At 63.2% G+C, this 13,013-nt stretch carries 12 protein-coding genes, 1 tRNA gene and 2 pseudogenes; 6 read left to right on the top strand and 9 right to left on the bottom strand.

The window, feature by feature from the left end; genetic code table 11:
* Nucleotides 1–17 precede the first annotated feature (17 nt).
* From OKW87_RS12975 to OKW87_RS12960, 4 genes and pseudogenes are all read left to right on the top strand, one after another.
* Nucleotides 18–893: a DUF6602 domain-containing protein gene (locus OKW87_RS12975; protein ID WP_265540124.1), complete on the top strand. Its 876-nt coding sequence runs from the start codon at nt 18–20 to the stop codon at nt 891–893.
* A 451-nt stretch (nt 894–1,344) separates the two neighbouring features.
* The gene (locus OKW87_RS12970) at nt 1,345–2,085 is read left to right on the top strand and encodes an SDR family NAD(P)-dependent oxidoreductase (RefSeq protein ID WP_265540122.1); all 741 of its coding nucleotides are present in this window, start codon (nt 1,345–1,347) and stop codon (nt 2,083–2,085) included.
* 109 nt (nt 2,086–2,194) lie between these two features.
* A pseudogene (locus tag OKW87_RS17565) lies at nt 2,195–2,464 on the top strand (alcohol dehydrogenase catalytic domain-containing protein); the annotation flags it as partial.
* A gap of 212 nt (nt 2,465–2,676) precedes the next feature.
* Nucleotides 2,677–3,267, top strand: a complete 591-nt coding sequence (locus OKW87_RS12960; protein WP_265540119.1) for a zinc-binding dehydrogenase — start codon at nt 2,677–2,679, stop codon at nt 3,265–3,267.
* Between the two features lie 20 nt (nt 3,268–3,287).
* Here the strand turns inward: OKW87_RS12960 and OKW87_RS17560 are convergent.
* The 5 genes and pseudogenes from OKW87_RS17560 to OKW87_RS12940 all read right to left on the bottom strand — a co-directional run.
* Nucleotides 3,288–3,353 (bottom strand): annotated as a pseudogene (locus OKW87_RS17560) (hypothetical protein); the annotation flags it as partial.
* Nucleotides 3,323–4,627 (bottom strand): phage terminase large subunit family protein, encoded by a 1,305-nt coding sequence (locus OKW87_RS12955; protein WP_265540118.1) that lies wholly within the window; start codon nt 4,625–4,627, stop codon nt 3,323–3,325. The gene OKW87_RS12955 and the pseudogene OKW87_RS17560, both read right to left, overlap by 31 nt.
* Entirely contained in the window at nt 4,624–5,190 is a 567-nt protein-coding gene (locus OKW87_RS12950; protein WP_265540116.1) for a DUF5681 domain-containing protein, read from the bottom strand. The genes OKW87_RS12955 and OKW87_RS12950 overlap by 4 nt, the downstream gene beginning before the upstream one ends.
* 97 nt (nt 5,191–5,287) lie before the next feature.
* A complete protein-coding gene (locus tag OKW87_RS12945) occupies nt 5,288–6,691 on the bottom strand; it encodes a site-specific DNA-methyltransferase (RefSeq protein ID WP_265540115.1) in 1,404 nt (467 codons plus the stop codon).
* Nucleotides 6,692–7,553: 862 nt separating this feature from the next.
* Nucleotides 7,554–7,644 (bottom strand) — tRNA-Ser (locus OKW87_RS12940).
* Between the two features lie 76 nt (nt 7,645–7,720).
* On the opposite strand from OKW87_RS12940, the gene OKW87_RS12935 reads away from it, so the two are divergent.
* Nucleotides 7,721–8,590: a peptidylprolyl isomerase gene (locus OKW87_RS12935; protein ID WP_265540113.1), complete on the top strand. Its 870-nt coding sequence runs from the start codon at nt 7,721–7,723 to the stop codon at nt 8,588–8,590.
* Nucleotides 8,591–8,695: 105 nt separating this feature from the next.
* Here the strand turns inward: OKW87_RS12935 and OKW87_RS12930 are convergent, their stop codons facing one another.
* From OKW87_RS12930 to OKW87_RS12915, 4 genes are read right to left on the bottom strand one after another with little or no spacing between them, the layout of a single operon-like run.
* Nucleotides 8,696–9,286, bottom strand: a complete 591-nt coding sequence (locus OKW87_RS12930; RefSeq protein ID WP_265540110.1) for an ABC-type transport auxiliary lipoprotein family protein — start codon at nt 9,284–9,286, stop codon at nt 8,696–8,698.
* Nucleotides 9,287–9,294: 8 nt separating this feature from the next.
* Complete coding sequence (locus tag OKW87_RS12925) at nt 9,295–10,260, bottom strand: MlaD family protein (protein ID WP_265540108.1); 966 nt, start codon at nt 10,258–10,260, stop codon at nt 9,295–9,297.
* 7 nt (nt 10,261–10,267) lie between these two features.
* Entirely contained in the window at nt 10,268–11,071 is an 804-nt protein-coding gene (locus OKW87_RS12920) for an ABC transporter ATP-binding protein (protein ID WP_265540107.1), read from the bottom strand.
* A complete protein-coding gene (locus OKW87_RS12915; RefSeq protein ID WP_265540105.1) occupies nt 11,071–12,180 on the bottom strand; it encodes an ABC transporter permease in 1,110 nt (369 codons plus the stop codon). The genes OKW87_RS12920 and OKW87_RS12915 overlap by 1 nt, the downstream gene beginning before the upstream one ends.
* A gap of 82 nt (nt 12,181–12,262) precedes the next feature.
* On the opposite strand from OKW87_RS12915, the gene OKW87_RS12910 reads away from it, so the two are divergent.
* The gene (locus tag OKW87_RS12910) at nt 12,263–12,934 is read left to right on the top strand and encodes an HAD family hydrolase (protein ID WP_265540103.1); all 672 of its coding nucleotides are present in this window, start codon (nt 12,263–12,265) and stop codon (nt 12,932–12,934) included.
* Nucleotides 12,935–13,013 lie beyond the last annotated feature (79 nt).

Here is a 13,013-nt window from a genome sequence, read left to right as displayed (position 1 = left end):
TCAGGCAGAAAGGCGCCATGGACGGTCAGAGGCTCCGCAAATTCTGGAACCAGGAAGTCAGCGCGCTTTTGGCCGTGTACCGGCAATTTGAAACGCTGCTGCCGCACCCTGTCACGGAAGGGGCGGAGCACCGGGGCGAGGATGGCCGCTACGTTGAGGCCTTAATACGCAGCTATCTCCAGAAATACCTGCCCAGAGATCTCGAGGTTCTCACCGGCTTCGTACTGCGGCCGGCTGTAAAAACCGGCAAGAACGACCGCGCTAGATCCAAGGAGACGGACGCGCACTCGAGCCAGCTGGACATCATCGTTTATGACACGGGCACCTATCCGGTGTTTCAGCGCATGGGCGAGACGGTGATCGTTCCGCCGGAGGGCGTAGTGGCCGTTCTGTCCGTCAAGAAGAAACTTCGAGACGCCGACATCGCCGTGGAATGTAAGACGCTGCTGAATGTCTCGCATATCTGCCGCTGTGATCGGAACAAACCCGAGCAACGGCGCCGCGGACCTTTTCTGGCGTTAGTCGGCGCGGCCGCCGAGTTGGCCGACAGCGCCGTGGCCAAGGAAAAACAGATCTTCCAAAAACTGAAGGATATCTACACGCCGCCCGTCTCCTACGACGACATGGTCGGCTTCATCGGTGACCTATCGGGTTGGCACGTCTTCAAAGCGAGGCCGCCGGAAAAGATCACGGAGCAGAACAAGAAGGCCAAATACCGCTATTTGGAGCAGACTGAGGAGCACCTGCACCACGGCTTCCAGTTCCTGCTGTCGGGGATTCTCTCGGTCTATTACGATGAAACCCGGCGCAACATCAGGCGGCCTGGATACACGGCCTTCCCCAAAATGCCGGCAACTAACCTGGGTGATATCCCATTCAGTGAGCTTCGGTGAAGGGGTGCCACCAGGGCGATCCTGGAGCCTGAAGTTGCCGAAGCGCGGACGAGCGGCAGCGCCCAATGAAAAGGGGCCGCCCTGATCCAGAGCGGCCCCTAAGCCCAGTTTTTTCCAATATTAGCCGTCAGGAGTGACCGGAAACACACTTTGGCTATCTCGTTGGCGAGGTAACAAACTTGCCTTGAGCGCCAGATGGTGACGCCTGCGGAATAGTTCAAGAGTGCGCCTCGGGCCATTTGTTGCCGGGTAGCCGTTAGCGCGGGATCGACTGCGAATTCATCCCGCCGCCGGACCGACCTCCGCCATCCGTCCCGGGGATGTCCTGACCGGCGGTGTTCCCGCTTCGGCGACACAGCTGAGCAGTTCCCAAGCCTAAGCAAAGCCGGATTCCGATCCCAGAATAGGTCTGACATCGTCGCGATCCCTCGCGACCAGGAGGGACAAGTCGATGATCGACCTCAGTGGAAAGCGCGCGCTAGTTTCGGGGGGATCGCGCGGGATCGGCGCCGCGGTCGCAGTGGCGCTGGCGGAGAACGGCGCCGACGTCGCCTTCACCTACCAGAATTCGGCCGAGAAGGCTCGAGCGGTGACCGAGTCGATCGAGGCGATAGGGCGAGGCGCCGCCGCTATCCAGGCCGACAGCGCCGATCCCGAGGCGATTACGCGCGCCGTCAGCGAGGCTGTCGCCGCGCTCGGCGGGCTCGACATCCTCATCAATAGCGCCGCGATCGGATATTACGCTCCGATCGCGGAACTGGACCTCCAGGAATATCAGAAGCTCATGGACGTGAACGTGCGTGCGCCGATGCTGTTCGCCAAGGCCGCCATCCCGCATCTGCCGACCGGGGGGCGCATCGTCACCATCGGGTCGGGTCTGGGCGAGCGGGTCCCGTTTCCAGGCGTCACTGCCTATGCCGTCTCGAAGGCCGCGCTGACGTCGTTCACGCGCGGACTTTCGCGCGAACTCGGCCCCAGTGGTATCACCGTTAACCTCGTACAGCCCGGGTCTACCGACACCGATGCGAACCCCGCCTCTGGCGACGGCGCCGACTTCCAGCGGGGCATGACGTCGCTCGGGCGTTATGCCGAACCGCGCGAGATCGCGAATGCGGTTGTGTTCCTCGCAAGCCCCGCGGCGAGCGTGATCACTGGCGCCATCCTCAACGCCGACGCGGGCGCACTCGCCTGAGGACGTGTTCGTCCCGCGTCAGTGAAGGGCCGCCGATGTCCGGGTCCGGCCTGCTGGCGCTGCCGCTGGTTTAGACGACCCACAGTCGGACTTGAGAAAAGGTAAGAGCATGATTAGCACCATGAAAGCGATCGTCCTCAGCAAGTTCGGTGGCTTCGACGCTCTTGAGCTGCGCAATGTTGCCGTACCGGCTGTCGGCCCTCGGCAGGTCCGGGTGCGCGTTCACGCCACCGCCATCAATCCCCTCGACTATCAGATCCGACGTGGCGACTACGTCGACTACGTGCCTCTGCCCGCCATCATCGGTCACGACGTTTCCGGCGTCGTGGACGAGAAGGGGGAGTACGTGACCGAGTTGGATGTCGGCGACGAGGTGTACTACACCCCAAAGATCTTTGGCGGTCCGGGCTCCTCCGCGGAGCAGCACGTGGCCGATGTCGAACTGGTCGCCCGCAAGCCACGCAACATCACCCATCTGGAGGCGGCCAGCCTCACGCTGGTCGGTGGCACGGTCTGGGAAGCGCTGGTAAGCCGTGCGCAGCTCGCCGTTCACGAAACCATATCCACGGCGGTGCCGGCGGTGTCGGTACGGTGGCGATCCAGCTTGCCAAGGCGATCGGCGCGCGGGTCATCACGACAGCGCGCCGGAGCAACCATGCGTTCGTGCGTTCGCTCGGAGCGGACGAGGTCATCGACCATACCTTCGATGACTATGTCACCGCCGTGGCGGACCTGACGCAGGGGCAAGGGGTGAACGTCGTGTTCGACACCATCGGCGGCGATACGCTGACGAGAAGTGCGCTCGCGCTCGCAGATGCGGGACGGGTGGTCAGCATCGTCGACATCGCGCAGCCGCAGAACCTGGTCGAAGCCTGGGGAAAGAACGCCGCCTACCATTTCGTCTTCACCCGGCAGAACCGAGGCAAACTGGACGCGGTGACAACCCTTGTCGAACGCGGCCTGGTCAAGCCGGTGATCGGAGCGGTGCTGCCTCTGGCTCGGATCACCGGTGTGTTGAGCAGCTGCTGCTCCCACAGGAAAGCGATGCCGCTGCCGGCGGCGTGGTGCTTCATGATTTCTGTCATGGCGCCTGCCGTTTCCATCCGGGCCCAGTCGCGCTGCCATTCCGCTGCCAGGGCCAGCCACGTCATCATGTTCGCGCCCGCGGCGATCATGCGCTGAACCGCAACCTGATGCGCTTCCACCGAGGTGCCGCCCGACGCATCGGTGATGACCGTCACGTCCCAGCCCTCGCCAAGCGCCTGGATCGCCGGCATGGCAACGCAGATCTCTGTCCAAAGGCCATCCCAGCCTCAAGCTGTCCGGTAACACCAATTAAGCGGGATTCCTTGTCGCCAGAGACAGCCCACATCTGCGGTCGCAATTCGCCGCTGGAGCGAAACTCCTGCCACAGCGACTTGCCCGTTCCAGTGTCCTCGATGATCACCTGGTCTGGCTGCCACCTGCGCTGGTGGCGCAGCACCGCCTTCTTGAGGTCCGGGAAAGCGAGCCTGGCGCGAAATACATCGAGCAGATGAAACCGCCTCTCCCGATACCCCCATGTCGTGCAGACCGAAAAATCAGCCGTCGGCTCCTCACTCGAGGCGGTGTCCCAACTCTGGAAGACCTTTTCGCAGTCCTCCGGCAATATCTCGCCTTCATAGGTGGGGAACCAGTCCATCCGGATTAGATTGCCCTCAGGCGCTACCGGGTTCTGCTGGTATTGCGCAGAATAGACCTGAGGCCCGAGATTGCGCCGTTCGGCTTCCAGCTTCTCGCGTGTGAGGCCCGGGCGATCGAGCACGTCGCCGACCCTGCGTTGATGGTAGCGATGTGGTCCAATCTGAATTCGCTCGTCACGCTCCGCGACGGCGGGCAGGCAGAGGTGATCATAGCCCTTTTCGATCAATAGCCCTGCCAGATCGACTTCGTGCAGGCGCTGCGAGATTGAGATGATCGCACCGCCGCCTGGGGAATTAAGGCGGGTTGCCAGCGTTCCGTCGAACCAGGCTTTCGCCTCTTCGCGCTTGGCCTCGCTTCGTGCATCGTCCGCCTTAAGACAGTCATCGACTATGATGATGTCAGCGCCATAGCCCGTTACCGTACCACCGACCGAAACGGCCTTTCGGCCGCCTCCCTTCGTTGTGACGATCTCGAGCATGCGATTTCCGTCGTCCGCAATCACGGTTCCCGGAAACAATCGGCGATACCATTCGGATTGCATGATGGCCCGGCACTGCGTCGCGTGCAGACGGGCGAGATCCTGGCTGTAGGTAGCAACCATGATCCGGCGCGTCGGGTCACGTCCCAGCAAGAACGCGGTAAGAGCTACCGACGCCGCGATGGATTTGAGATGACGGGGTGGCATTGTGATGACCAGCCGCGCCCCCTCAGACCCGGTCGCACCAATCAATGCTTGGCAGATCGCCTCCAAATACCAGGACCGGCCCAGCGGACCCGCGCCAGGATGCAAATCGCCGAACACCCGAGCCAAGAACAGCGAGAAATACTGCCGCAACGCGGCCGACAAAAGCTCGTTCATGACGGTTCTCGCTCTTCGGCGGCAACGGTCGCGCGCAAGGCCTCAAGGATCGCGAGGTCATGTGCGTCCATATCGAACACTGGTACGGTGCGCTCACTGTCGCCGCTCTTTGGCTGCTCGTCCGGCACGCTGTCCGCATAAAGAGAGATCAGGGTTTGCAGCGAGCGTAGGTCGCCCGAAAATGCCTTCTCCGCAACCTTGTGGAGCGCCACCTCCATGCGGGTCATGCGCTGGGGACCTCCAGAAGTGCGAATTGTCACTTTTGCAGTCATCAATTCACGAATCAGAGTTTTGAGGCCTTTGGAGCCTTTAGGACGCCCCTTGGGGTTGCCAGAGCGGCCCTTCGGAAAGCGCGTGTGCAGCGGGGGCATCTTGTAGCCGACGGGTGATGCTTGCTGTTTGTCAAACGAACCGCTGGCCGGCTTACTAACTGCCAGCGATACGGCGGCCGTTGCCGGAACCTCGGGCTGACTGCCGGGTGCTCGCCGCACGCGTTGCCGCGCGACGATCTCAGGGCGATGCGTAGAAGGGACCGCGGCGGATTGGTTGGTCGTGGAACTCATGACTAGGAACTCCGAAAATAATCGATCTGCTCGGCCATGCCCCACGGCAGATTGAGGCATGACCGTTTGCGCAGATGTTAACGGCTGCGGGCTAGCTTCACGCCGCGACGGGAAGCGCGACGGAGCGTTCGGCGGCGACTTCGGAGAACGTCTGACCGGTCGCTTCGAGAACAGCTTGCCGGCCGGTCATCTTCTCCCAGCGGTAGACGCCGACATCCACGTATCTGGGCTCGATCTCGATGGCGTAGCCGACCCGCTTGGTGCGCTCACACGCGAGGATGGTGCTACCAGATCCAGAGAAGGCATCGGTGACGATCTCGCCATGCCGAGTCACATCACGTATAGCCTCGGCCAGTAGCGCCACGGGTTTGACGGTTGGATGTGCTGCCAGATCTGCATCGCGCGTGGCGCCAAAGACGTTCGCTCCTGCGCACAGCCATAGATTGGTCCGATACCGACCGTGCCTGCCGAGTTCGACCATGTTGGTGTGGGGAGCGGACCCGTGCTTGAGCACCAACACTAGCTCGTGTTGGCTCCTATACAGGCTCCCCATCCCGCCATTCGTCTTAGCCCAGACGCAAAGGTTTAGGTGCTTGAGCCTCGCCTGCCGCGCTGCCGTCATAAGCTCGAACAGATGGGCATGATCCATGAACGCCATCACGAGCGCCCCGTCCTTCAGATGCGCACAGGACTTTGCGAACCAATTTGCGTTGAATTCCACGAACTGCTCGGGCGTCATCTCACCCGACGCCATCGCAAATTCCTGGTGGCGGCCTGTGCTGGATACATGACCGTTCACCGGCACGTTCCAGGGCGGATCGTTCAGAGACAGCGCGCCCATCTTGCCGGCCATCAATTTCGACCAGCACTCTGCCTCGAGCGAAGATCCGCATGATAGGCGATGCTTGCCCATTACCCAGATATCGTCGAGGCGCGTAACGGGATCAGACGGCGCCTCCGGTATCACGTCCGCGGCATCGTCCTCGGCGAGCGAGGCACCATCGAGGATTACATCGATTTGTCCGGTCTCCCAGCCCAGCACTTCGATCGGGACTTCGTCCAATTCGATGATGCCGGTGAGCTCAATTCTCAGCAGGTTTTCATCCCACGATGCTGCCGATGCCAGCTGATTGTCGGCTAGGCGGTACGCCTTGATCTGCGCTTTGCTCCAGAACTGAGCGACGAGTACCGGGACCTGCTCAAGGCCGAGCCGTTTCGCTGCCTCGTGGCGCGCGTGCCCACAAATCAGCTCGCCCGTGACATCGACAAGCAAAGGCATGGGGAAACCGAACTCGCAAATGGACGCCATCAGCTGGACGATTTGCTTCTCTGGATGGGCCCGCGGATTACCAGCGTACGGGATCACGTCGGCCAGGGGCCGATACTCGATCGGGCCAAGCCGCTGCTCGATAGCGCTGGACAGATTTCGAAGAACGGCACTAGGCCCGGTCTTGGTTACGTCAGAGGATGTAGGCTTCTTTCTCATGATCAAATCCTTCATGGCGGAAGGACAAGCGAGAAATCGAGCAGCAACAGCGCACGACCACATCGCCTGCCCAACCAATTGTTGAACAAGTGAAAGGCGCGTGATGTCGCGCCCCGAGTGATCCCGTCTGCTGCGCCGCTGATGCGACTATCTGCGTCATGGGGGAGGTAACACCTCCGACATTGGCAATAATGCGGCCCCGTCCGATTGTCAAATTATCAAGCAAATTCAATCAGCTAGGTCTATATTTGTTGTCAATCGGCTTTATGAGCTGGAGATCGAATGGTTTCTCGGTCCATCCGTGATCAATGGCTGAAGAGGGCCTGTTCTCTTCGGTGCGTCCCCTGATACATTTGCGCGAATTCCCTGTTATCTTGTCTAGGGAATGGACCCCTCCAACACAGCAGAAATCCTCGCATTCGGCGGGCAGATTCCTCGTCACGCCTGTTTTTCGATCCGAATTCCCTGTAAATCGCTTCGGAACAGGGAGATCTAGGGCCGAAAACCAAAACGGTACCGCCGGCACACCCGCGGTGAAAATGACCAGGAATTTGGCCACCTGCGATCGGCGGTCTGGGGAGATAATTGGATCGGGAGTGCGCAATTCTGCCGGCACTTCCGCAAATCTTCTGGAGAGCGAATATTCCCGGCGTTACCTGACGCTGGGTGCTGGACCGCCGTTGGTTCGAACGTCCGATGGTTTCGATGCAGATTTTGGATTCCGTAGTGCGCCACTAGGCAGCAGAGAAAGCCGCGGAGAATTCCGTATTCCCAGTTATCAGGCGAGTCTCCGCAGTACCGAAGCAAACCGGGAACGGCGCAGTTTCGCGCAGTTTTCGCGATTTTTCTCTGCTGTCTCAATAACTTAGAGACCCGGTGGCGGAGCGGGAGGGATTCGAACCCTCGATACGCTTTTGACGTATACTCACTTTCCAGGCGAGCGCCTTCGACCACTCGGCCACCGCTCCGCATGTCCCGGAACGCGGGGCCCTAGCTTCTGCGCGCGGGCTAGGCAAGCGCTGCTCGGCGTGCGAGCATCACTGCATGCTCAAGCCCTTGATCGCGCTGACTGCGCTCGCCGCCGGTGTCCTCGCCATTCCCGCTATTGCGCAGACCGCGCCAGCCGCACCGCTGCCCAGCGACCCCGCGCCCTCCGACTGGCGCGACATTCCCGATGACGAGATCATGGCGATCACCTTCCGCGACGGGCGACAGGTGTTCGTCCGCCTCGCCGCCCGCTTCGCGCCCGGCCATGTCGCCAATCTGCGCCAGATCGCCAAGGCGCATTGGTGGGACGGGACCAGCGTCTACCGCGTCCAGGAGAATTGGGTGACGCAGTGGGGCGGCGACGAGAAGACCGCCCCGCCCGAGATCGTCGCCCGGCCGCCGGCCGAATTCGAGATCCACGCGTTCGAGGCGGCGCAGCGGCTGACCAGGGCGGACGGCTATTCGGCGATGTCGGGCGTGACGGCGGATGGCTGGCCGATCGCGAGCGACGGCAAGGCCGCCTGGCTCACCCATTGCTACGGCATGGTCGGAGTCGCGCGCGACCAATTGCCCGACACCGGCGCCGGCACCGAATTGTTCACCCCGATCGGTCAGTCGGCACGGCGGCTCGATCGCAACTACACGGTGGTCGGGCGGATCGTGGAAGGCATGCATTATATGTCCGCGATGCCGCGCAGCAGCGCGACGATGGGGGTCTATGCGACCGCGGCGGAGCGCACCCCGATCGCCTCGGTCCGCCTCGCCAGCCAGTTGCCCGAGGACGAGCGCCCGCGCTTCCAATATCGCGCGGCCGACAACGAGCGCTATGCCGCCTGGATCAGGCTGCGCGAGCAGCCGGCGGCGCCGACGGTCGCGACGGGGCTCGAGGTGTGCGACTTGCCGGTCGGCGTTCGTCGCAAGCCCTAGGCCGCCAAGGTCACACGAAGGTCACACTATCCACATTCTCGAGAAGGCCCAGTGTCTGCGACCGACTCCAGCTAGGTTATTGTTTTATAAGGATATACTACGGCGCTATTTGCCGACCCAGTCCGCCACCTGCGCCGCAACCTGATTGGCGGCCTGGTTGAGCGCGGCGCCCACCGGGGCCGCCTCGATCGGCGTAACGGGCACGCGCGCTTCGAAGCGGCGCTTTTCGATCACCGTTTCCGAACCGCGCACCAGTGCCGCGTCGAAGGTCACGACTGCCTCACTGGTATCCGCATCGACGCCGAAGGACCGCAGTTCGCCCATCAGGTAAGCGCCCGGATCGAGCTGCGACTGGCGCGTGCTGAGCACCAGCCGGCCGGTGCGTGCGGTGATGGTATCGCCCATCAGCCGCGCGAAAAGCTGAGAGGGTCGCTCGACCCATTGCGCGTCCTTCACATAGGCAATCGCGGTGCCGCCCGAATGGACCGGAATGCGCGACGACGACAGCTCCTGCGCGACCGTGGGCACCGAAATCGTGATCGTCGCGGCGACGTTCGAACGTTGTGATTCACCGACCGGCAGCGTCACCGCTGAGACGAGCGTGAGCAGCGACGCCGGCGGCTTCGCGCCGAACGAGATGCATCCGGCCAGCGAGGTCGCGAGCAGCGGAGCCAACAGGCAGGCGAGCTTCTTCATCACGGCCCTCATTTCTTGGGTTCATAATCGGGCAGCTTGGGCGAGCCCACCAGGCTCGACGCCCCGCCCTGATCGAGCTTTTCGGCGACCGACGCGAGCGAGGTAGACATCACCCGCAGGTCCTGGACCAACTGGCCGATCTCCGGGATCGTCTTCTTCGAGAAAGCCTGGAGGCCTGGCCGCGCATCGCCGATCGTGGCGTCGAGCGTTTCCATGCTCTTGCCCGCCGCGGCGATCGTCCGGTTCAGCTGCGCCACAGTCGGCTTGATGTCGTCGGCCAGCACGCTGTTGGTGGTGGCGGCGAGCTCGCCGATCTGCTGCGAGGCGATCCCGGCCTTCTGGATCGCGATGCGGGTCTCGGCCATCGTCGCCGCGATCTCGGGGCCGCGATCGGCGAGCGCGCGCGACAGGCGGTTGGTGTTGGCGAGGATTCCCGCGATCGAATTCTGGTTCTTGTCGCCGAGCAGTTCGGAAAGTCGCTCGGTGAGCGTCGAAATGCGCTCGAGCAGGCGCGGCGCCGAGCTCAGCAGCGCGCCGAGGCCGCCCTGCTTCGTCGGGATCACCGGCACGCCCAGCGGACAGGCCGCGCGCGGATTCTGCTCCGGGCAGACGATCGGCGGCGCACCCTTGGTCGCGCCGTCGAGCTGGACCGTGCTCGGGCCGGTGAAGCTGCCCTGGATCGATGCGGTCGTGCCCTCGAGGATCGGCACTTCGGGGTTCACGCTGATGCGGACCCGGACCAGGCTGGGATCGGGCTGCCAGAAGGAGATTTCCTTGACCTGGCCCGAAGGCACGCCCGAGAAATTGACCGCGGACCCAGCGCTCAGCCCGTCGACCGACTGCTTGTAGAAAATATCATATTCGCGGTCGTTGCCGCCGCTCAGCTGGGCCAGCCAGACGATGAACAGCGCCAGCATCGCCAGCAGGATCAGCACCACCGCGCCGACAAGTACATGGTTCGATCGCGTTTCCATCAGAGCCTCATGTCCTTGACCGCGCCCGATCGACGCTGGAGACCGCGGCACGTCCGCGCGGCCCGTTGAAATATTCCTGGATCCAGGGGTGGTCGGTCGCGAGCAGCTCGTCGATCGTCCCCACCGCGATCACCTTCTTGTCGGCGAGCACCGCCACCCGATCGCAGATCGCGTAGAGCGTATCCAGATCGTGGGTGATCAGGAAGACGGTGAGTCCCAGCGTCTTTTGCAGCGACGCGGTCAGTTCGTCGAACGCCGCCGCGCCAATCGGATCGAGCCCGGCGGTAGGCTCGTCGAGGAACAACAGTTCGGGATCGAGCGCCAGCGCCCGCGCCAGCCCGGCGCGCTTCTTCATTCCGCCCGAAAGCTCGGACGGATATTTGGGGGCGGCGTCGGGGGCGAGGCCGGTCATCACGACCTTGTAGGCCGCGATCTCCGCGAGCAGCGCGGAATCGAGCTTGGGATAGAATTCCTTGATCGGGACCTGGACATTCTCGGAGACGGTGAGCGTCGAGAAGAGCGCCCCGCCCTGAAACAATATGCCCCAGCGCTTGCGGATATCGATCGCGTCGGTCTCTTCGCGACCGATCGTATTCTCGCCGAACACGCTGATCTCGCCTTCGAGCGGAGTCTGCAACCCGATGATCGAGCGCATCAGCACCGACTTGCCGGTGCCCGATCCGCCGACCACGCCCAATATCTCGCCGCGCCGCACGTCGAGGTCGAGATCCTCATGGACGATCTGCTCGCCGAAGCCGTTCTTCAGGCCGCGGACGCTGATCACGGTCTCGCTCTGTTCGCCGCGCGCCATCAGATCCAGCCAATGTTGCTGAAGAAGACCGCGAAGAAGGCATCGAGCACGATCACCAGGAAAATCGCCTGGACCACGGCCGTGGTGGTCCGCGCGCCGACCTGCTCGGCGTCGCCTTCCACTTGCATGCCCTGGAAGCAGCCCGAAATCGCGATGATCAGCCCGAAGACCGGCGCCTTTATCATGCCGACCCACAGATCGGTGATCGGCACCACTTCGCGGATCCGCTGGACGAAGGTGATCGGCGTGATGCCGAGCGAGATCCAGCACAGCAATCCGCCGCCGATGATCGACAGCAGCGACGCATAGAAACCGAGCAGCGGCATCATCAGCACGACGGCCAGCGTGCGCGGCACCACCAGGGCCTCCATCGGCGAGACGCCGATCGTGCGCATCGCATCGACTTCCTCGGTCAGCTTCATCGTGCCGATCTGCGCGGCGAAGGCCGAGCCCGAGCGGCCGGCGACCATGATCGCGGTCATCAGCACGCCGAGCTCGCGCAACGTGATCCGCCCGACCAGGTTGATCGTATAGACTTCCGCGCCGAACTGGCGGAGCTGGACCGCGCCCTGCTGGGCGATGACGATGCCGATCAGGAAGCTCATCAGCCCGATGATGCCGAGCGCCGAGACGCCGACGACTTCGAAGCGATGCACCGTCGCGTTGAAGCGGAAGCGCCGCGGATGGGTGAAGACGTTCCAGAAGGCGATCAGCGTTGCGCCCAGGAAGCCGAGCAGACCGTACATCGTCCGCATCGCCACGACGACGGCGTCGCCGACTTCGCCGAGCACGCGCGTGAAGGGATCCGGCGGACGGCGCGGCAGCTCGATCGGATGATCGGCGGCGGCGACCTGGTCGAGGAGATGCTGTTCGTCGGGATGCAGGCCCTCGATCGTCGAGCCATGGTCGCGCGCGAAACGGTGGATCAGCCAGGCGCCCACCGTATCGACGCGATCGACCGCACTGACGTCGAGCGTATCGACCTTGCCTTCGACGGCGGCGAGCCGCTGCGGCAGATCGCTCAGGCAGGAAAGCGACAGGTTTCCGGTGAAGCGCAGCGTGGCGCTGCCTCCGGTGTCGATCTGTTCGAAATCTGCACTTCCGTTCATCGCAGGCATCCTTCCGCGATTCTCCGCGCCACGGCAAGGATTTGCTCTGGCCTGCATCGATCGGGGCGTCCTAGATGGGGCAATGCGGCACCTGGCGATCTACGACATGGACAAGACGATCACCGCGGCCCCGACCTGGACGCGCTTCCTGGTATATGCCGCAAAGACGCGCGCGCCGTGGCGCCTGCTGCTCCTGCCGGTCGTGGCAGTGGTCAGCCTGGGCTATCTGCTCGGACTGGTCGATCGCGCCGGACTCAAACAATGGTCGCAGCGACTTATCCTGGGCCAGACGCTCGCGTCGCACGAACTGGAACGGCTCGCCGAAGCCTTTGCCGAGGCCGAAGCGCGCGACGGCGTGCTCGAGGCCGCGCGCGCGCGGATCGAGGCGGACCGCGCCGCGGGCTACCGGCTGGTGATGGCCACCGCGTCGCACGGCTATTACGCCGCCGCGATCGCGCGCCGGCTGCATTTCGACGATGTGGTCGCCACGCAAGCGCAGCGCGACCCGGACGGCCATATTCTCTCCCTGCTTGAGGGGGATAACTGTTACGGTCCCGTAAAGCTCCGCATGGTTAAGGATTGGATGGCCGCGTCCGGGATCGAGCGTCGCGATGCGCATGTCCGCGCTTATTCCGATCATGTCTCCGATGCGCCGCTACTGGAGTGGGCCGACGAAGCGTTCGCGGTGAACGCACACGCGCCGCTCAAGGCGCTGGCGCAGGCCAAAGGCTGGCCCCAGCTCGATTGGCGCTAGCGAGCGTGCCGAACGACGCCCGGCGCGCGCGATAATGGTGGCTCCGAGCAAAAGCCGCTTTGCCAAGGCAGACCTGGCG

The organism is Sphingomonas sp. M1-B02 (assembly GCF_026167525.1).
Classification (GTDB): domain Bacteria; phylum Pseudomonadota; class Alphaproteobacteria; order Sphingomonadales; family Sphingomonadaceae; genus Sphingomonas.
Note: the sequence above shows the minus strand (reverse complement) of the source record. Positions and strands in the feature narration are given on the sequence as shown.